Below are 21,899 nucleotides of genomic sequence, written 5' to 3'. Positions count from 1 at the left end.
ACAAGCAACATTCAAAGCTGACGTTAAACAGTAACATGAGATGTATTTAAATACACACTCCTATCAATTATTTGTGTTATAATATTATGTTAAACAGTAACATGAGATGTATTTAAATCTGTAGATTCTTTAGCCTTTAAGCCTAATTTAGTTTGTTAAACAGTAACATGAGATGTATTTAAATATATATTAATTGATGATAGAAAGGATGAGATATAAGTTAAACAGTAACATGAGATGTATTTAAATTCTATTGGTTTTAATACATTTGTACACCCAAACCTGTTAAACAGTAACATGAGATGTATTTAAATCAAGTTTTAGTGGAGGAAAAGATTCTGCTGCAATGCGTTAAACAGTAACATGAGATGTATTTAAATGAAGCAATAGTTCCAAATAGGGTAAAATTGATTCCTGTTAAACAGTAACATGAGATGTATTTAAATAATGTTTGATACAGTTGATAAAAATATGAGTGAAGTGTTAAACAGTAACATGAGATGTATTTAAATACTTTATGATACTGCTATGATATTTGAATAAATAAAAGTTAAACAGTAACATGAGATGTATTTAAATTTTAATTAATTCTGTTAAAGATAATATTGTTTTCGAGTTAAACAGTAACATGAGATGTATTTAAATAGGTTCTACTATTGATTTGAAGAATTATTCTCCTCCGTTAAACAGTAACATGAGATGTATTTAAATTTATGTACATGTATAAAGATATAGTCTTTATTATCTCGTTAAACAGTAACATGAGATGTATTTAAATTGAGTCTAGTATTCATTTTAAACAAGTTATTGATATGTTAAACAGTAACATGAGATGTATTTAAATTGATTTTTCTTCTAATGCTCCCGAAAATCAAACTCTGTTAAACAGTAACATGAGATGTATTTAAATATGCTTTGACTTCTTTGGGGGTGGTAATTTGGCTAAGTTAAACAGTAACATGAGATGTATTTAAATAAGTTTAACCCTCGATTCCGTTCAACTTGATTCTCTGTTAAACAGTAACATGAGATGTATTTAAATAAAGTGCTGGTTATGTTGCTTCTTTAAATAGAGATAGTTAAACAGTAACATGAGATGTATTTAAATAAAACTAAAGTTAGGGGCGTTTCTTGGGATAAAGAGTTAAACAGTAACATGAGATGTATTTAAATACTCTTATTTCTCTAGTTTTGAATTTGTTTCTTAATTGTTAAACAGTAACATGAGATGTATTTAAATTTTTAAATAATAACTTACTTTAGATCAGAATGACTTGTTAAACAGTAACATGAGATGTATTTAAATTTATCTCCTGCTCCTTCGATTATTGGTGGAGTAATAGGTTAAACAGTAACATGAGATGTATTTAAATTTCTGCTTGATATGGAGTATATGCTGTATAAAATTCGTTAAACAGTAACATGAGATGTATTTAAATGTTGTTAAATTTTTTAAAGTGGTTTATCATTAACTTGTTAAACAGTAACATGAGATGTATTTAAATAGGTTATAAAACTATTTTAGATATTACTTTTTATGTTAAACAGTAACATGAGATGTATTTAAATACGCCAGTTCCATATCTCCCTCAGTATTAAATGAATAAGTTAAACAGTAACATGAGATGTATTTAAATCTAAAGATGATATATATGATGTCGTTAGACTTGTTTAGTTAAACAGTAACATGAGATGTATTTAAATTAAATATAAAAAGTTTGTAAAGGAGGTGCTTTTTTGGTTAAACAGTAACATGAGATGTATTTAAATCTATAGTTATCTTGTTTTTTTAAAATTTCTATTTCTGTTAAACAGTAACATGAGATGTATTTAAATTATATTATCAAATATAAAAAAGGAGGGGATAAAGTGTTAAACAGTAACATGAGATGTATTTAAATTTCAATTTTAAAAGTGCATCTAACTTGTTTTCTAAGGTTAAACAGTAACATGAGATGTATTTAAATTTCAAAGAATTTAAAATAAGATTGTCCAAAAATTCAGTTAAACAGTAACATGAGATGTATTTAAATTTAAATTACTATAGTCTTTTAAGTTATATTTTAAAGTTAAACAGTAACATGAGATGTATTTAAATTATTTATTCCTCCATATATTTTACATAAAACCTTTTGTTAAACAGTAACATGAGATGTATTTAAATAAGCCTACCAAAACAGTAGCTTTTATATTATCCTCGTTAAACAGTAACATGAGATGTATTTAAATTTATTTCCTTGTTTTTATTATATCATATCTTAGATGGTTAAACAGTAACATGAGATGTATTTAAATACTGGAGTAAACACAATTTTTCTAAAAGTCCAAAAGTGTTAAACAGTAACATGAGATGTATTTAAATATTATTAGGTCATAGTTTTTACTATTTATAAGAGGGTTAAACAGTAACATGAGATGTATTTAAATACAATTAATTGTTTCAGTGTTAAACAGTAACATGAGATGTATTTAAATGAAAGAGTTGAACGAGGATTATATATAATTTGACATGTTAAACAGTAACATGAGATGTATTTAAATATTATAAATTTTGATGTAAGGCAAGAACCAAGTAAGGTTAAACAGTAACATGAGATGTATTTAAATCCATCCTTAAATTGTTTATAAACTTGATTTGCTCCTGTTAAACAGTAACATGAGATGTATTTAAATCAGTTAAATTCTAAGTATAAATTTGCATATAGTTTGTTAAACAGTAACATGAGATGTATTTAAATTCTGATGGAATAAATTCTTTTATATTGTCTATAGGAGTTAAACAGTAACATGAGATGTATTTAAATTGTTAAAGTTTACTAGATTTGAAGGAATCGAAGCAGGTTAAACAGTAACATGAGATGTATTTAAATGAAACAACTTGGAAATGGTTCATTATATAAGAAAGGTTAAACAGTAACATGAGATGTATTTAAATAATTTTAGAATTAGAAGATTATATTGCAGAAGGTATGTTAAACAGTAACATGAGATGTATTTAAATCAATCTTTTAAACTTTTTATATTAACACCACCAAAAGTTAAACAGTAACATGAGATGTATTTAAATCATTTCTATCAACTACATTCTAAATTGCTGTAATTAGTTAAACAGTAACATGAGATGTATTTAAATTCATTCGTAAGTAAATATATTTGATTACCACAATTCCGTTAAACAGTAACATGAGATGTATTTAAATTTTCAAATTACCACCTTTCTTATTCATTATATTGCAGTTAAACAGTAACATGAGATGTATTTAAATGATAACTCCACCAATGTATTATTCAAACTTGCTTCTGTTAAACAGTAACATGAGATGTATTTAAATGAACTTTAAGGAAATATTATCCTGATTTGTGGGGGGGTTAAACAGTAACATGAGATGTATTTAAATAAATATACGATGCATTAAAACCAAGCATAGCGCAAGCGTTAAACAGTAACATGAGATGTATTTAAATCTGGTTGCGGTATTGTTCATGTTCTTATATTAAAGAAGTTAAACAGTAACATGAGATGTATTTAAATTACAATGGTTCAGACGCAGAAGTGAGTCCCATTGCTGTTAAACAGTAACATGAGATGTATTTAAATCACATTAAAAATAGTTGCTACAGATGCAGAAAATGGTTAAACATTAACATGAGATGTATTTAAATAGCTGATGAAGCTATAAATACTATTTCTCGAACTAGTTAAACAGTAACATGAGATGTATTTAAATACAGAGTAAAAATAAAAACAGATGATGATGGTTTAGTTAAACAGTAACATGAGATGTATTTAAATCGGTTTACCACCTACTTATTAACATTTTCCATACATGTTAAACAGTAACATGAGATGTATTTAAATTTCCAAATAAATTTCATTATAATTAATTCTGACTTGTTAAACAGTAACATGAGATGTATTTAAATTCAACAAAATTTTCAAGATATAGAAAAGGTGAATCGGTTAAACAGTAACATGAGATGTATTTAAATTTTTATTGTATGGGTAAATATCTGCCCAGCTATTAAGTTAAACAGTAACATGAGATGTATTTAAATTTTTATAGATGTAGTTTCAATGATTTTGCCTAACGTTAAACAGTAACATGAGATGTATTTAAATAAATATTAATTCCAGTCCAAACCCATTGATTTTTAGTTAAACAGTAACATGAGATGTATTTAAATCTAAAACAGGTAGAGAAGAAAAACGAAATTATTGTGTTAAACAGTAACATGAGATGTATTTAAATCAATAAACATTTCTCCAAGTATTATAACTTTGTCCTGTTAAATAGTAACATGAGATGTATTTAAATAAAAAGGACTATCTGGCAAAACAGACAAAACTAAATGTTAAACAGTAACATGAGATGTATTTAAATTTAATTATAAAACCTCTTGTATATCTTTTGCCTAGGTTAAACAGTAACATGAGATGTATTTAAATTATTATACAATATTAAATTAAATAAAAATAATTTTATAGTAAATTATATTGTAAAATTATAAATTTTAATATTCTGAATAAGACAATATATGATATACTTATATATAAATAATCAAATAAATAGGTGATATTATGAAGCTTACAGGAACTTTAATAAATTACTATTTCCATTGTAAAAGACAATGTTGGCTACTTGGCAATAGAATAAACCTAGAAGAAAATAGTGAAGATGTAAAAATAGGTAGGATTCTTCATGAACTGAAAGAAAAAAATTCAAAACATAAAGAAATTGCAATTGAAAATATAAAGATAGATAAATTAACAAAAGAATATTTAGTAGAGATTAAAAAGTCTGATGCTGATGTAGAAGCTGTCAAATGGCAAGTTCTTTTATATTTAAAAATATTAAAAGAAAAAGGAATTGTTAGAAAAGGAAAAATTGAATTTATAGAAAAAAATAAAACCGACAAAAAAATAGTTTTTGTAGATTTGAGTGAAGAAACTGAAAAACAGCTTGTATCTATAGAAAAGGAAATTATCGATTTAATAAATAGTGATAAAGCACCATATCCAGATTTAAAAAAAGGGTGTAAAAAATGCGCTTATTATGAGTATTGTTATATATAAAATTAGATAATGACATATAAGGAGGTGTTATTATTGGGAAAGACAAAATACATTGGCTCAATGGGAGAGCTTTCAAGAAAAGACAATTCAATATGCTTTAGAAAAAATGGAAAGAATGTGTACATACCAGTAGAAAATACTAGTGAAATATTTTGTTTAAATGAAGTATCATTAAATTCTAAGTTACTTGATTTTTTATCGAGAGCAAATATTGTTGTTCATTTTTTTAATTACTATGGTGGATATAGCGGAACCTTTTATCCTAAAGAATTTTTGATAAGTGGAAAGGTAACCGTAGCTCAGGTAAAAACCTTTGAAAGTAGAAGAGAAGAAATAGCAAAATCTATAGTTAATGGTATAAGGATTAACACAATAAATACATTATCACATTATTATAAACATGGAAATTCAGAAATACAACCATTATTATCATATCTAAAAAAAGATTCTCTAAATAAATTAAAAAAATCGAATAATATAAAAGAAATATTATCAGTTGAAGGAGATATTTGGCAAACATTTTACTCTTCTTTTAAGTATATTTTAAGAGAGGAATTTATTTTTAATAAAAGAGTTAAGAGACCCCCAGATAATCCTCTAAATGCTATGATATCATTTGGAAATAGTATATTATATGCTAAAACTGTAACTGCTATATATAATACCCATCTAAATCAAAGTATAAGTTTCTTACATGAACCAAGTGAAAGTAGATTTTCTTTAAGCCTAGACTTAAGTGAAAATTTTAAACATGCAGTAACATTTAAAACTATATTTGATCTAGTTAATAATAGAAAAATAAATGTTGAAAAACATTTTGATAAAAAATTGAATTATTGTATTTTAAATGATGAAGGAAAACAGCTTTTTATAAATTCCTTAGAAGAAAGGTTAGAATCTGTAAAAGAGCATCCAAAATTAAAACGTAAAGTAAGTTTAAAAACCTGTATAAAATTAGATGCTTATAAAATGTTGAAATGCATAATGGAAGAAAAAAACTTTATTCCTTACAATATAAAAGATAGTCTATGATTTTAGAAAAGAAAAAAATTTTAATATATTAAAAATATAACCATAATAGTGATGTCATTATATAATAATTAAAACAAGACAAATTAAAAATTGAAACTTTTGAAGATATTCCAAAATATGAAAGGAGAAAAAGCTGAAAATTTGAGTTATTGACATTTTATATATTTTCAGTTTAGATAATATATTACATATGAAAAAGAAAAGTAATTTAAATTATAATTATGTATTTGTAGTTTATGACGTAGGAGAAAAAAGAGTAAATAAAGTTTTTAAAATATGTAAAAAGTATCTTTATCATTTTCAAAAATCAGTTTTTAGAGGAGAAATAACTCCATCTAAAATTATGAACTTGAAACATGATTTAGAAAATATTGTAGATAAAGATAATGACTTTGTATGTATAATAAAATTAATGAATTCTAATATATTTGAGGAAGAAATAATAGGTAATAATAGTAATTGTGAAAATTTAATATTATAAATAATTTACTTATTATATTCATAAAAACAAAGATAATAAATTATTAAAGGATAGTAAATTTAGATAATAGTTAAGGGTATTGAACTTGGAAATATTTATTCTTATTGTGATAGCTATTATCATCTAAATGATTATAAAGCTCCGCTTCTAATATTTCATAAATTGTATTTGTATGTAAATTTTTTACCATATTTTAAATATCCCTTGTTTTTTAACAGCATATTCTTCAATAAGTTTTATATATTCTAATTCAATCATATAAGTGAGTACAAAAATCTATTTTATATATATTATAATAAAATTGTGTTTAGTAAAATGAAAATTACAACAGTAGTATTATAATATGATTACTATTTATGGTAGTACTTAGTTACTAAAGCTATTGATGTATTCTGTTAACATAGATATTAACGCATTTTATAAAATGTTTTAGTAAAAATTAATCTAAGAAAGGAGAAAAAACTATGGGATATAAAAAAATATCTAGCTTGCCCATTTTGGTTATTGCTTTATTGGTTACTGGTACGACAACAGCCTTTTCTCTTAACACAACCAATTCAGAAAAATCAAGTGTATACTTAGCAAACGCAAAAAATACTACAACACAAAAAGTTTTAGACACTTCAAACAGCAAAGGTATTGCCAATAACAAAAATCTTCCACTAGCCATAAACAATAGCAAAATACAATTTGATGATAGTCCATATCATTGGCCTAGCAATGTTATAAGTTTTAAGAACAACAGTAAAAAGGCAATCATGGATTATGAAATTGTGTGTCTTGCATATGATAAAAACGGAAAACCACTTGAACTATATTGGGATGCTCAAAATGTTGCGACAAATGGAGAGGTAGGAAGTGTTGGATTTAGTACAGATGGTGTAGATTATGGTATTGTGGCAGGAATATCTCCTGTATCTAAGAAAGCATATGCACATACTTATAGAAGAATACAACAATCACCACCAAAGGATATAATAAGTATGTTTGAAAAGCAACAAGGTAAAGCATGGGTAGAAAAATGGTTGAAAGAGTGGCAGCAAATGGAGAAAGAATATGCAAAGCAAAATGCAATAGTTCCAAATAAGACACAAAATAATGAAAATCTATTATTTGATAAATGGAACCAATCAACTGGAAAGCATGATGTGAAGTATATCATATCATGTGTAAAACAAGTAACATTTAGTGATGGCAGTGTATGGAAAAATTCAGAATATGAGAGTTGGGCGAAAGATTTTCAAGGAAAATCAGTTTCTACTAGTGTATTAGAAAATTACTATAAGTAATATTTAAAACTAATAAGATAAATTTAGGTATACACTTAGTTGGTTCTAAGAAAGTTAAATACTTATTTTTATAATGTAAATAGATATTTTTACAGAGGTATTTTAATTGTGAAAATAAATATTATAGACAGATATACATAAGATTATAGGTATATATCAGACTTTGGTATATGCTTTTTTTTAGATAAAAAGATAATGAATGATACTTAATTTAGAATATACTTAAGAATATATACTATAAATTTTCCTTGTATTATAAGTATACATATAGTAAATACTTAAGAATAGTTTATTTTTTTATAATGAATTTATAAAAAAATAAACTATTAAATAATAGAAAATTAGATAATAAATAACAATGTTTTATCAATTTTAGTATTCTTTATGAGTATCTTTAATTATATGGATATAATTCATAATAAGTTAGCAATAAATCAACCATTTTGCCATAACTTTGAGTTCCTTCAGAGATACCATTAGCTTTTAAATAAGAATTATTAAATCCATTGGAAATTTTATTAATTTTACCTTCATATCTTTGCCAAAATTCACTCTCATTTTTTAAATCCCTTCGAACCAGCTCTGAAATGCCAGCAGAAATATCAACATAAGCATTATAATCAACTTTACTTAAAGCAGAAGCTGTATAATTTAAGGCCAAAACATAGCCAGAATAATTAAAATCAATATCAGGGTGTTTTATGGAAGCAAGATAACCTATAAAGTTAGCTTCATCTTCACTAGCAAATCCTCTCTGATGTGCCATTTCATGACCAACTGTACAAGGAATATATAAGTCAGGGATTGCAATATTAACATTTGCCTCACCTGTAAATGGAAAATATATACCAGTTATTCCTGTATAGCACATAAGATGTGATGAAATAACATACTTTGGCTTAGAGTAACTACCACTAACACTAGGTAAAATATCTGAAATTTTATCATATCCTAATTGAGCTCTATTTATGACACCTTTATAATCTGTATTAGACTTTACAACTCCATTTTTATCTTGTAGTGTAAGTTTTCTAGTTTCATTTGCTTTAGTTACCAAAAATTTATATAATTCAGAAAGTTCTTTAGTACTATGTTGCTTTGATTGGGCAGAATCGTTGTTTTTTAAATTATATTGGTTGATAAGGGTGCTCTCAAGTGGAACTCTATCGTAGTTTATACCCCAAAGTACTACGAAAAGAAAATAAACTATTGATAAAATAGATAATATGTTTAAAATAGAATTCTTTAAAAATGTCTTTAAATTTCTATTCTTCTTGAAAATTGTAAATACGATAGAACATAAAAATAAAAAAATAGATATAACTATTATGTACATTGTAATTTCGTAGATAGAAAATGGAAATATTCCTGAAACTTTACTTAATAGTTGTACAATTTTTTTATCTATGGCTTGAGAGTAATATTTTTCAACAATATTTGGAATTTTACTTGCTATGAAATTTAAAAATAAAGCAATCGGAAAAAGGATTAAAGAAAAATATTTTACTTTTTTACTCATATTTCACCTCACAGACTTTAATTTATATAAATATATTATATATCAATTAAAGTTAGATTGTAACATAGGTATAGTTATTTATATTTATGGCTTTATACTAAATAAATGATAAGTTATAATATATTCATATGAATAAACAATTTATGTATAACTAATAATAATTAAAAATATTAATTGTATAAGGAGTAAAAAATATTATGATAATAAAGCTTACTAAAGATAATTTTAATTTTAGATTTAAACAATATGAAGGGATGTTTTTTCATGCTGAAGTAAACGAAGGAGAAGAATCAATTAAATACAAAATAACTAAAGATAAAGAAGGCACTGAACTAAAAGAGTTTGGAAGTACACATATAAAAGATAATATGATATATATACCTCAGATAGAAGCATACATAGATTTAAGCAGTATAAAATAAAAATTATAAAGTATTAATTTAAAATGAGGGATATAAGGGGGAATCCAGTATGAGTAAAGCATTAGATATAATAATAAGACCAGTAAGAAGGGAAGATGCACAATCGATTAATGAAATGAGAAGAGCATATAATGTTATGAGAAATACACTAGCATTAATGAGTGATAGACTGGATAAAACTATAGCTATGCTAGATTCTCTAGGTGAAAATGATTATATGCTTGTGGCTGAAATTGATAATGATGGAGAAAAAAATGTAATCGGTTTTGCTGGTTTACATGTGAATCCATCTCCAAGATTAAGACATAGTGCAGAACTAGGAATAACTGTTGATGAAAAGTATCATGGTATGGGAGTAGGTCAAAAGCTTATGGAACAACTTTTAGACATAGCAGACAATTGGATTAAGTTGATGAGAGTAGGATTAGAGGTAATTGTAGACAATGAAAAGGGGCTAAATTTATACAAAAAACTGGGATTTGAAATAGAAGGAACTAAAAAATATGCTGTAATTAGAGATGGAAAATTTGAAGATGTTTATATGATGGGAAGATATAATAAAGATTTAATTTAACTCATTCCAATAAAAATAGAGAAGTGTAGTAGATTATCTATTAATAAAGAATTTTCATTAAAGATAATTTAATATTACTTCCCTATTATATTTTAAAAACGTTATTATCGAAAATTTATAAAAACATTCTATATACAAATAGAATTATTAGCAATATCAAAGCTACCTTAAAAGCTAGACTAGCAACGGTTTTTATAATTTTTACAGAAACGCCTATAGCAACTATAGCAAATACTACTTTAAAGATTAAATCTATATCCATATTTAAGCCTCCTATTCTATCATACATATAGATATTATTGACAAATATCTAGGAAAAAATTCCATCAATATACTATAATAAATTGTTTATATTTGTAATTTATTGAGTCTATTATTATATAATACATAAAAGAATAAATCAAGATAGTAAAAAAATACTTATAAAAGGTATTGATATAATTGAAAATAATGTCGTAAAAAATACACATTGTGAGGCTAATGTTACATTAGAGTCATATTGATTGGCAAATATAGCAGTATTTGCAGCAGCAGGCATAGAAGAAATTACTACTGGTATAGCTAAAATCATTTTATCATTAACCCACCCTTTTAGAATAAAGTATATAATCACAGGAAGTACTAATAATCTTACAATAGTAACTAGATATAATCTTTTATTTACAAAACAATCTATTGCTGAAGAATTAGCAAGCAAACTACCAATAATAATCATCGATATTGGTGTAGTCATGTTTCCTAACATCTTAAGTGGATCATTTATAAACTGAGGTAATCTAAGTCCTGTTATAAATAAAAATAAACCAATAACTACTGCTATTGTAGCAGGGCTTATAAGTGATTTCATTGAAAATCCTTTAGTGGTGCTCCCTTTAGATAATAAGTAAATTCCCAAAGTAAAAGAAAACAAGTTAAATGGTAGATTAAAAATAGCAGTGTAGAATATAGCCTCATGGCCTAGAACTGCTTCAATTACAGGATAACCCATGAAAGCTACATTTGAAAAAACGACTATATACTGATATATCCCCAGGTCTTTTGCATCTTCACATTTTAAAATGTATTTTAACAAAAAAGCAATTATAATAGAAACTATATACATAACTAAAGATATAAATAATAATAGTAGTATTTTTTGTATCATTTTATTATCAAAGTTAATCTGCATAGAACTAATTATCATAGATGGTAAAAAAATAGTCATTGTCAAATTTGAAAGTTTAGATGTACAGTGTTCATCTAATAAGTTGAATTTTCTGACAAAATATCCTACTAAAATAATTATAAATAAAACTGCAACTTGAATAAAAATATTGCTGAAATTCATAAAATGTCCCCCCCCTATATATACATTATATACCAACTCAATAATAAAATCTAATGATTATAAAATTTAAAATTCAATATTACAATATAGTGACAAAAGGTAAAAATTCAATATTATAGCATTAATTATGGTTTATAATGTATAATAATGTTTGAGAGAATATATTTTATAAAATGGGTAGGTAGCGAATAATGAAAAACACAAAATTTTCTATAAGAAAAATAAAAAATATATCTAGTGACCCAAAAGTTATACATACTAAGGGAGCTCTTTTTGAAAAGATGGGAAAGACAGAAAGTGCAATAGAATTATATAAAAGTGCAGCATTAGATAATTATGTAAAATCTCAATATACTTTGGGAAATATATATGAAAATAAAAAGCAATTTAAAGAAGCAGAAAAATGGTATTCAATGGCATATAAGAATGGAAGTGAAGATGCTGCATTTGATTTAGGTAATATGTATTATAGATTAGATGGATATGAGTATGCTATATACTGGTATGAGAAAATAGCTACTATAGGATACTTACAAGCACAAAATAATTTAGGTGTATGTCATTTTAAAATGAAAGATTTTATAAGATGCGAAAAGTGGTTAAAAGAAGCAGCAGATAATAATCTTGGGAAAGCTTGTTTTAACCTAGGAGTATTGTATACATTTTTAGAAAAAGATGATGAGGCATATGAATATTATAAAAAAGGTTCTGTACTTTTAGATGATGATGCGAAATATAATCTAGCAATATTAAATGGAAAGAAGAAGGACAATAAGTCCACAGTAAGTCTATATAAGCAATTGTATAAGTCAGGTCATATGAAGGGTTGTTTTAACTTAGGTATGATTATGGAAATCAATGATAATTTGGAAGAAGCAGAGAGATATTATAAAAAGAGTGCAGATAGAGAAGATGTAAAATCTGAGTATAGACTTGCATATGTATATGATAGAAAAGAAGAATTAGGAGACGCAATTTATTATTATGAAAAAGCAATAGAAAAAAATCACACACTTTCTAAATATAGACTTGCAAATTTATATAATAGAGAAAATGAGATAGAAAAAGCAAAGACTTATTATAAAATGGCAGCAGAAGATGATATAACAGAAGCTAAAAACAATTTAGCAGGTATATATTTTGAAGAAAAAGATTATGAAAATGCTATAAAGTACTATGAAGATGCTATAGCTGTTGGATGTAAAAGTTCTCTTGAGAATCTTGGAGACTTATATTATCAAAATCAAGATATAGAAAAAGCAGTTTCGTATTATTCTAGAATTCCAAATAATGTATCTTGTCAAATAAAATTAGGGAATATATATGAAGATTTAAATAACATAGAAGAAGCTATAAGTTGGTATAAAAAAGCATCTGAAAATGGAGATACCAAATCTAGCTATAGATTGGGATGTATATATGAGAGTTTAGGAAATACTAAAAATGCTAGAAAGTACTTTGAGATGGCAAGTAGTAAAAATCATATGAATGCACGTATACATTTAGGTAGAATTTATTTTAGAGAAGGAAAACTAGAAGAATCTAAAATGATGCTTGACGCACCTGCTAATGAAAATAATGTATATGCTCAACACATGGTAGGACTTATTTATGATATGTTTTACAAAGATTATGTTAATTCTAAATACTGGTATGAGAAGGCTAGAGCACAAGGTTGTGTCGAATCAATATATAATTTAGGGCAAATTTATTTAAAATTAAATGATGATGCAGAAGCTGAAAAATATTATAAAGAAGGTATTAAATTTGGGAGTAAGAAGTGTGAATATATGCTTGCAGGACTTTACTACAAAAAAAGTTTAGATATGTATATTTCTCTAGCAGATGAAGAATATGATAACTGTGGAGAAATAATAGAAGATTTCCCTAAACTAAATATAAACTTTGATGAAGTATTAATTCCACCATTTAAATTACAAGAAGAAATAGTTGATGAAGAAGAGTATGTTCCAATTTATATATTGAACATAAAAGAAAGCTTAGATTCAATGCTAGAAGGTCTTGAAACTGAAATGAGTATAGATGAAGAATATGATAATTAAAAAACCTGATAAAAAGAGTGTTTTTAAAATAAATAAAAGCCATTGGAGTAAATGTAAATTAATTAACTCTAATGGCTTTCTCTTATTAATTTTTATAATAGCTTGTTTCTTGACATAAAAAATGTAATTATTATGCATATTATAGAAGTAATGAGCATAATTATCCAAAATCCATTTGGGTTATCAGAAAATGGCATATTGATAACATTCATACCAAAGAATCCTGATATTATTGTAGGTATTGAGAAAATTAGTGTAACTACTGTTAAAAATTGCATAACATTATTTTGATTATTACTTATAATTGCACTGAAAGCATCCATAATTCTACTCAATATATCTCCATATATTTTAGCCATATCAAGAGCCTGTCTATTTTCGACTATAACATCTTCTAAGAGGTCTTCATCATCTGGATATTTCTTTATACCAGCAGTTCTAACCATCTTGTTTAAGACCAACTCATTGGATTTTAAAGAGGTAGAGAAGTATACCAAAGACTTTTCTAATTCCAATAGTTGTACTAGTTCTTTGTTTTTCATAGATTTGTAAATTTCTCGCTCTATTATGATTGTCATTTTATTTATTTTTCTTAAGTAATGCAAGTAATAAGCTGCATTTTTGTGAAGAATTTGAAGCAAGAAGCGAGTTTTTTTAAATGTAAAAAAATCTTTAATATGACCAACTATAAAGTCATTTAAAATCTTAGTCTGTGCATTACAAACTGTTATAATAGCTTCTTGAGTTATTATAATACCTAAAGGTATTGTAGTATAATGAGAAGAATTAGAGTCACTTTCGTCTACTGGTATATCTATAAGTATAAGAGTATGATTGTCTTCAACATCTATTCTTGAGCGCTCTTCTTCATCTAGTGCAGATTCTATACTTTCTACATCTATATTTAATAAATTAGAAATTTCGTTGATTTCACTATGATTAGGTTCAACAAGATTTATCCAACAGCCATCTTCAAAAAAACTAAGTTTCTCTAATTTTGAATCTATAGTTTTGTAATATCTTATCATGGCAACACATCCTTTATTCAGTTTTATATAAATCTCATCATTTAATAGTATCTATTAATTAACTAATTTATATAACTGAATATCGTATTAGTTTTAAATTTAGATATTATTAAGTGATGAAATTGTAAAAAATTCTCTCCGCAACGGACTAGTATCCATTGCTCATCACTCTCCTTATTTATTATTTTATACATGCCTATATACAAAAGAAGTATTTTAAGCACTCTTTAATATAATACCTTTTCCAGGTATATAAATCAAGTTTTGATTTAGTTAAATGATATTTTTGACATAATTTACATGTAAAACGTAATAGTCATATTTAGACTATATAAAGTATATATATATTCTGAGTGAAAATATTAAATATATTAGAAAATGAATAGGCATCTATATCCTTACTCCTTTATAATATATTTTAATAGAAGATACTTTATTTTCCAAAGTAAATTCTAGTAATAATTTATGATGAAAATAAAAGTATTATCAATATAAGAGAATGAGAGGTTATTAGAGATATGAGTGAATTTAAAGAGATTATGTCAGAGGAAATTAAAAGCAATCCATTTAAGTTGATAGGTAAAGACTGGACATTGATAACAGCTGAAAAAGAAGGTAAAGTAAATACAATGACTGCTAGTTGGGGTGGACTTGGAGTTATGTGGGGTAAAAATGTTGCTTTTGTAGTAATAAGACCACAACGTTATACTAAAGAATTTATAGATAGTACAGATACATTTTCTCTTACTTTTTTTGACGAAGATTTTCGTAAAGAACTTTCTTATTGTGGTAAAGTGTCTGGTAGAGAAGAGGATAAAATATCTAAAACAGGATTTAATGTAGAACATTTAAATGATACACCTTATTTTAAAGAGGCAAAGTTGGCTATTATATGTAAAAAAATGCACTGCCAAAAAATTGACCCACAATGTTTTATTGATGAAGAGATAGATGGAAGATGGTATCCAAAAAAAGATTATCATACTCTATATGTAGCTGAGATAACAAATGTACTTGTAAAAGAAGATTAAATAATATGTAATGATAGGATTATATCAGTAATTAGTATTATAGAAAGCAAAGAAAATTTAATTATGATATGTAAGTGATTGAGTTTTTATAGATGAGATTTTCTACAGTTGATGGAAAATAAATTGAGTAAGAGCAAGTGAAATTTTTAAATACAATATTAATAATGGTGTAAATTATATTTATATAGTATCTAATAAAGATGAGAATATAAAGAAGCTAAGGATATAAATATGTTAATATAGATTGATTAGTAACATATTTAAAAATCCTTAGCTTGATAAAATTTTAATTTGTAAGTTTTCAAATTATAATTCAGAAATTAATTCATTGATAACATCTTCAACAGAGCTTAACTTATTAATTTTATACGCATTATTTCCACAGAATAAAAGTGAATTTTCCACATCTCCTTTAACAGCATTAATTAATGCTTGAGAAATACAGTATGGTGTTTCTTTTGGATTGCAAGGAATCAAACAGTTGTAACATTTTTTTATCTCTGGACGATTTGTTTTAACTTCTTCTATAAATTTATTTCTTATAGCACGTCCAGGAAGACCTACAGGGCTTTTAACTATGTGTACATCTTCTTCTGTAGCATTTATATATGCCATTTTAAAGTTTTCATGTGCATCACATTCATAAGTAGCAACAAATCTTGTACCAACTTGTACACCACTTGCTCCCATATCGATATATTTTTTTACATCACTACTAGAAGTTATACCACCAGCAGCAACAACTGGAATGTTCTTACCAAATTTTTCTCCATAATTATTTGCAACTTTTAATATCTCAACAAATTCCTTATCATAGTCTATAGAATCTATGTTATCAAGCTCCTCATTAGAGTATCCAAGATGACCACCAGCTTTTGGACCTTCAACAACTATTAAGTCAGCAGTAGTTTTCTCTTTTCTATCCCACATTTTTAAGATTACACTAGCAGCTTTTGCAGTAGAAACTATAGGTGCTATTTTTACATTACTTCCTTTTACTAAAGATGGTAGTTTATTAGGAAGTCCAGCCCCAGATATTATAAGGTCTACACCAGCTTTAACAGCTTCTTTTACATATGTTTCATATTCTTTCATAGCTACCATGAAATTAATGCCAATAATGCCACCATTTGAAATTTCTTTCGCTCTGGAAATATGTTTTTTTATAGCTCTTAAATTTGCATTTATAGTGTTAGTCTCAAAATCTTCCTCATCATAACCAATTTGAACTCCAGAAACTACACCAACACCACCAAGCTTAGCAACAGCACCAGCAAGTGATGATCTAGATATACCAACGCCCATTCCACCTTGAATTATAGGAACTTTTGCAACTAAATCTCCAATTATTAACTCTTTTATGATAATCCCTCCTCAATGTAAACATGTTTAAAGAACTAGATTATAATACTTAATATTATTACCTAGTCCTAATTATTATACTACAAATTATAATAAAAGAGTAGTTATATTTTATATGTGAGACAATAATTATAGAATATTTAAAACTGCTCCTTTAGAATCACAACACAACTCTTTTATTTCCCAATTAGAGTTTAAGTTTGATAGATAATCTCTCATATTATGCACGAAATTATCATCATTTTCTTTTATTAAAGCCATTATAGTAGGTCCAGCTCCACTTAAGAATACGCCAATACTATTTAATTGTTCAGATTTTTTAACAATATCACTGTAGTTTTCAATTAAAGTACCCCTATAATCTTGATGCAATTTATCTTGACAAGCTACTTTAAGAAGGTCAAAGTTTTTGTTTAACAGAGCAGACACGAGTAAAGCGACTCTACTAACATTAAACACTCCATCAGAATATGGTATTTCTTTTGGTAAAACACCTCTAGCTTTTTCAGTTGACAGTTTGAAATTAGGTATCATTGCACAAAATTTGAGTTCATTAGGGATTTCTATAATATCGTAGTGTATATTGTCATTATCAGTAACAGAAACAACCATATTACCTAAAATAGCAGGAGCAACATTATCTGGATGTCCCTCTATTTCTGAAGCTATATTTAACAACTGGCATTTATCTAAATTAGCATTTGATAGAGCATTTGCAGCTATAACACCAGCAACTATACAAGAGGCACTACTACCAAGACCTCTACATATAGGGACATCACTTTGGATTTTTATTTTGATACCAGCAGGTATTTTAGCTGGCTTAACTCTATCAAAGAAGTATTTCATAGATGTATAAACTAAATTATTTTCATTTTTGTAGGCATCTTCACAACCTTCTATTTCAAGACCGCTTTCAATTTCTTCAACATAAAATTTATTATATATATTTAAAGCAATTCCAAGACAATCAAATCCTGGACCTATATTTGCACTTGTTGCAGGAACTATAATTTCTAACATAATAATCACCTATACCTTTAAGAATTTTGCTATAGCTATTTTTAATTCATCTTTTTCATAAATATCTTTATGTAGTATTTCTGCATTTTGAAGATTTCTAATAGGTTTTGGTATATCTACCTTAGCAATACTTGATAATCTATCTATTATGGCGAAATCATCAAGATTTCCAAAATTGGAGTCTATAGATTTTAAAACATCTTCAGAAAACTTAAATGGGCTTGCAGTACTTACAACAACAGTTTTTGTGTCATCAGAAGTTTCTTTTTTGTATTTTTCATAACAATTATATGCAACAGCAGTATGAGTATCGATTAAATAATTGTAATTTTTAAAGACATTATTTATCGTGTTTTTAACTTCTTCCTCATTAGAATATTCACCATAGAATGAAGTCAGATTCTTTTTCATATCTTCATTTATTTTATAAACTCCATCGTAATTAAGGTCAGATAGAAGTCTGCTTACAATTTCAGTATTTCTATTTGATATTTCAAATAATAATCTTTCTAAATTACTTGAAATTAATATATCCATAGAAGGTGAAGAAGTCAATTTCAATGCTCTATTCTTATCATATATACCAGTTTTAAAGAAATCATAAAGCACATTGTTGTCATTTGATGCACATATCAATTTATTTATTGGAAGCCCCATTTGTTTAGCATAATATCCAGCTAAAATATTACCAAAGTTACCAGTTGGGACTACAAAATTTATTTTGTCATTTAACTTTATTTCATCACTATCTACCAATTTCATATATGAATAAAAATAGTATGCAACTTGAGGAAGAAGTCTTCCTATGTTAATTGAATTAGCAGAAGATAAGATATAATTACTATCTAATAGTTTTTCATTAAATTCCTTATCAGAGAAAATTCTCTTTACACCAGATTGTGCATCGTCAAAATTTCCTTTTATGCCAACTACATATGTATTTTTTCCAGTTTGGGTCTTCATCTGAAGTTTTTGCACTGCACTTACACCATCTTCTGGAAAGAATACAATTATTTTTATCTTGTCTATGTCTTTAAAACCTTCAAGTGCTGCTTTTCCTGTATCTCCAGATGTAGCAGTAAGAATTACAACATCTTTTTCTAAATTATCTTTTTTAATAGATGTTTTAAGAAGATGAGGCATTATAGTAAGTGCCATATCCTTAAATGCTAAAGTTGGACCATGATATAATTCCAAGAAATAAGCATCATTTACTTTATTTAATGGAGCTATACTAGTACAATCAAATTTTTCGTCATATGCATTTGTTATACAATCCTTAATCTCAGATTCAGTAAAATCGCATAAAAATTTGCTAAGTACAAAAAATGCTATTTGGGAATAAGTTAAATTTACTAAATCTATAAGTTCATTTTTTACATTTGGAAATTCACTTGGAACATAAAGACCACCATCGTTTGAAATTCCTTTTATTATTGCTTGTGATGCAGTTACTTTTTCTTTGGTGCCTCTTGTACTTGAATAATACATTTCTATAATCCTCCATATATTTTAAATTTTTAATTAGCTAATTAAACTAGATACAGAATATTTTAAAAACTGAATTTAGGTAATAAAAAAAGACCCTCATCCCTAAAAAAGGGACGAGAATCTGTTTCCCGCGGTTCCACCCAAATTGATTTTAAAAAATCCACTTGATACTTTAACGTAAGTAGTAAAACGTCTATTCCTACTAAAATCATAAGATAACTTCAGATAGAAGCTCCTAGGTAGTTTTCAATCTTTCTAGTTAAAGAAACTTTTCAGCTAATAGTTTCCTTCTCTGGTAACCGATTCAGATTTACTCTTCCTAATCAAAGCCTTTCAATATTCTTAATATTATTAATTATTCTAGAATATAAAACAGACAAAGTCAAGTATTAATATAAAAATTTGGAAAAATTATTTTTTAAAATGTAAAAAAATTGTAATCAAATTGACTTTTAATGGGATATTTTTTTAACCTTTTTAAATCTATAAAAACTTGGATTTTCATAGAAATGAAGGGGATTTTAATAAAAACTAATTAGAAGATAAGAGTTACATATCTGTAATATTACAATTTCATACTACACTATATTACAAAAAAAGTTTACAAAACTTTAATTTGAAAAATGTAATTATATGGTATATCATATAAATATAGATGAATAGCGTTAATATTTAAACAATTAATTGTAATTGACTTAATCAAAGTATATAATTTTTAATTTGAAAAAAATACTATTGTAAAATTACAAATATGTTCAAATTAAATTCACAAGTATTTCACATAATAAGAGTATACTGTAAACAAAAGGAGGTATTAAATATGGGAATAGTACTTATAACAGCAGCATTAGTTTTGGTTATGTATGGACTTTCAATTCTATCATATATATCAGAAAGCAATATATTAGAAGACACTGTAAATGATAACCAATAAGGTTTTAAATTATATAAATAAGTAGAACTGTAAGTAAAAATTACTTTTTATTTACAGTTTTTTTATATATTTATTAAATAAAGTTAATATATAAAAAATGATGTTTTATTTATAGCTATCAGTTTTCAAATTAATCTTTTCTATAAACTAACAAAAAATAATGTTTTGTTTATAGTATATATGGATAATAATAGTAAAGTATAATAATAATGAGAATAATATATAAGAAATAATAATATAAAGAGAGGTAAATTGTCATGGTAGATATTATTGTAATTGGTGCTGGACCAGCAGGTTTAACTTCAGCAATTTATGCTATGAGATCTGGTTTAAGTGTAACAGTCTTTGAAAAAAATATTTATGGAGGTCAAGTTGCAAGTACATCTGAGGTAGAAAATTATCCAGCAGTTCAAAAAATTTCTGGTATAGAGTTTTCTACTAACATATATAATCAAGCAGTCGCTCAGGGTGTTGATATTCAGTTTGATGAAGTAGAAGAGATAAATTTAGAAGGTAAAGTAAAAATTGTTAAAACAGCATCAGGAGAGCATAAAGCAAAGGCTGTTATCCTTGCAAATGGAGTCGAAAGACGTAAATTAGGATGTGTTGGAGAAAAAGAGTTTACAGGTAGAGGAGTATCTTATTGTGCAACATGTGATGGAGCCTTTTTTAAGAATAAAGAAGTTGCAATAGTTGGTGGAGGAAATACTGCATTAGAAGATGCTTTATTTTTAGCTAATAATTGTACAAAAGTGTACTTAATTCACAGAAGAGATGATTTTAGAGGTGAAGAAGTATTAGAAAAGTCAGTAAAGGCAAGAAAAAATATTGAGATACTTTACAGTCATGGTGTAGAAAAAATAGAAGGTGAAAAGACAGTATCAAGAATAGAAGTAAAAGACTTAAAAACTGAGGAGAAAAGAACTATAGATGTAAGTGGTATTTTCATTGCTATAGGACTTAAGCCTAACAATAAAATGTTTGAAAATGTTCTTGAGTTAGATGAAGGTGGGTATATAGTTTCAGATGAATCTTGTACAACATCAGTTGAAGGTGTATATGTAGCAGGAGATAGTAGAACTAAGTTTTTACGTCAAATAATAACAGCAGCCTCAGATGGTGCTATTGCAGCTGTTCAAGCTGCTAACTATATAAATATTGAATAAATATAGCTTTTAAATAAAAATAGCCATATAACACTATAAAGAAAATATATCTTTAAGTATTATATGGCCATTTTAGTAAATAG

General features: G+C 26.2%; 16 protein-coding genes, 1 CRISPR repeat array and 1 other annotated feature (1 of these 18 cut by a window edge). Of the genes, 9 read left to right on the top strand and 7 right to left on the bottom strand.

The features are described from left to right. A CRISPR array of direct repeats spans window positions 1–4,447; the repeat unit is 30 nt; unit sequence GTTAAACAGTAACATGAGATGTATTTAAAT (it extends 1,162 nt beyond the left edge of the window). Window positions 4,448–4,579: 132 nt separating this feature from the next. The 4 genes from cas4 (at window position 4,580) to KGF46_RS11520 (ending at window position 7,876) form a co-directional block, all read left to right on the top strand. Then, window positions 4,580–5,074 carry a CRISPR-associated protein Cas4 gene (gene cas4 / locus KGF46_RS11535; RefSeq protein WP_227829438.1) on the top strand — a complete coding sequence of 165 codons (495 nt, stop codon included), beginning with the start codon at window positions 4,580–4,582 and terminating at the stop codon, window positions 5,072–5,074. A gap of 33 nt (window positions 5,075–5,107) precedes the next feature. Then, window positions 5,108–6,106, top strand: a complete 999-nt coding sequence (gene cas1b, locus KGF46_RS11530) for a type I-B CRISPR-associated endonuclease Cas1b (protein ID WP_227829437.1) — start codon at window positions 5,108–5,110, stop codon at window positions 6,104–6,106. Between the two features lie 190 nt (window positions 6,107–6,296). Then, window positions 6,297–6,587, top strand: coding sequence for a CRISPR-associated endonuclease Cas2 (gene cas2, locus KGF46_RS11525; protein ID WP_227829436.1), 291 nt, complete (start codon window positions 6,297–6,299; stop codon window positions 6,585–6,587). Between the two features lie 464 nt (window positions 6,588–7,051). Next, window positions 7,052–7,876 (top strand): DUF5780 domain-containing protein, encoded by an 825-nt coding sequence (locus tag KGF46_RS11520; RefSeq protein ID WP_227829435.1) that lies wholly within the window; start codon window positions 7,052–7,054, stop codon window positions 7,874–7,876. A gap of 394 nt (window positions 7,877–8,270) precedes the next feature. On the opposite strand, the gene KGF46_RS11515 is transcribed toward KGF46_RS11520, so the two are convergent. After that, window positions 8,271–9,395: a DUF3810 domain-containing protein gene (locus tag KGF46_RS11515; RefSeq protein WP_227850294.1), complete on the bottom strand. Its 1,125-nt coding sequence runs from the start codon at window positions 9,393–9,395 to the stop codon at window positions 8,271–8,273. 197 nt (window positions 9,396–9,592) lie between these two features. On the opposite strand from KGF46_RS11515, the gene KGF46_RS11510 reads away from it, so the two are divergent. Next, window positions 9,593–9,817 carry a hypothetical protein gene (locus tag KGF46_RS11510; RefSeq protein ID WP_227829433.1) on the top strand — a complete coding sequence of 75 codons (225 nt, stop codon included), beginning with the start codon at window positions 9,593–9,595 and terminating at the stop codon, window positions 9,815–9,817. Between the two features lie 49 nt (window positions 9,818–9,866). Further along, window positions 9,867–10,391 carry a GNAT family N-acetyltransferase gene (locus tag KGF46_RS11505; protein ID WP_227829432.1) on the top strand — a complete coding sequence of 175 codons (525 nt, stop codon included), beginning with the start codon at window positions 9,867–9,869 and terminating at the stop codon, window positions 10,389–10,391. A 115-nt stretch (window positions 10,392–10,506) separates the two neighbouring features. Here KGF46_RS11505 and KGF46_RS11500 read toward each other — a convergent pair whose 3' ends face one another. After that, a complete protein-coding gene (locus tag KGF46_RS11500) occupies window positions 10,507–10,653 on the bottom strand; it encodes a hypothetical protein (protein ID WP_227829431.1) in 147 nt (48 codons plus the stop codon). Between the two features lie 138 nt (window positions 10,654–10,791). Further along, window positions 10,792–11,718 (bottom strand): AEC family transporter, encoded by a 927-nt coding sequence (locus KGF46_RS11495; protein WP_227840082.1) that lies wholly within the window; start codon window positions 11,716–11,718, stop codon window positions 10,792–10,794. A 191-nt stretch (window positions 11,719–11,909) separates the two neighbouring features. Between KGF46_RS11495 and KGF46_RS11490 the strand changes: the two genes are divergently transcribed. Then, window positions 11,910–13,781, top strand: coding sequence for a tetratricopeptide repeat protein (locus KGF46_RS11490; RefSeq protein ID WP_227829429.1), 1,872 nt, complete (start codon window positions 11,910–11,912; stop codon window positions 13,779–13,781). 92 nt (window positions 13,782–13,873) lie between these two features. On the opposite strand, the gene KGF46_RS11485 is transcribed toward KGF46_RS11490, so the two are convergent. Continuing rightward, window positions 13,874–14,809 (bottom strand): magnesium transporter CorA family protein, encoded by a 936-nt coding sequence (locus KGF46_RS11485; RefSeq protein WP_227434774.1) that lies wholly within the window; start codon window positions 14,807–14,809, stop codon window positions 13,874–13,876. Between the two features lie 518 nt (window positions 14,810–15,327). On the opposite strand from KGF46_RS11485, the gene KGF46_RS11480 reads away from it, so the two are divergent. Continuing rightward, a complete protein-coding gene (locus tag KGF46_RS11480; RefSeq protein ID WP_227829428.1) occupies window positions 15,328–15,840 on the top strand; it encodes a flavin reductase family protein in 513 nt (170 codons plus the stop codon). Between the two features lie 306 nt (window positions 15,841–16,146). Here KGF46_RS11480 and KGF46_RS11475 read toward each other — a convergent pair whose 3' ends face one another. The 3 genes from KGF46_RS11475 to thrC form a co-directional block, all read right to left on the bottom strand. Next, window positions 16,147–17,205: an NAD(P)H-dependent flavin oxidoreductase gene (locus tag KGF46_RS11475; RefSeq protein ID WP_413840491.1), complete on the bottom strand. Its 1,059-nt coding sequence runs from the start codon at window positions 17,203–17,205 to the stop codon at window positions 16,147–16,149. Between the two features lie 126 nt (window positions 17,206–17,331). Next, window positions 17,332–18,225, bottom strand: coding sequence for a homoserine kinase (gene thrB, locus KGF46_RS11470; RefSeq protein ID WP_227829427.1), 894 nt, complete (start codon window positions 18,223–18,225; stop codon window positions 17,332–17,334). A 9-nt stretch (window positions 18,226–18,234) separates the two neighbouring features. Next, window positions 18,235–19,716 (bottom strand): threonine synthase, encoded by a 1,482-nt coding sequence (thrC, locus tag KGF46_RS11465; RefSeq protein ID WP_227850299.1) that lies wholly within the window; start codon window positions 19,714–19,716, stop codon window positions 18,235–18,237. Between the two features lie 106 nt (window positions 19,717–19,822). Next, window positions 19,823–20,052: a binding site (T-box leader), on the bottom strand. Window positions 20,053–20,907: 855 nt separating this feature from the next. On the opposite strand from thrC, the gene trxB reads away from it, so the two are divergent. Continuing rightward, window positions 20,908–21,816 carry a thioredoxin-disulfide reductase gene (gene trxB, locus KGF46_RS11460; RefSeq protein ID WP_227829425.1) on the top strand — a complete coding sequence of 303 codons (909 nt, stop codon included), beginning with the start codon at window positions 20,908–20,910 and terminating at the stop codon, window positions 21,814–21,816. The last annotated feature ends 83 nt before the right edge of the window (window positions 21,817–21,899 follow it).

The organism is Clostridioides sp. ZZV14-6153, assembly GCF_020657855.1.
In the GTDB taxonomy this organism is placed as follows: Bacteria; Bacillota; Clostridia; order Peptostreptococcales; family Peptostreptococcaceae; genus Clostridioides.
The sequence above is the reverse complement of the archived record's forward strand: the minus strand, read 5'-3'. Positions and strand labels throughout refer to the sequence as shown.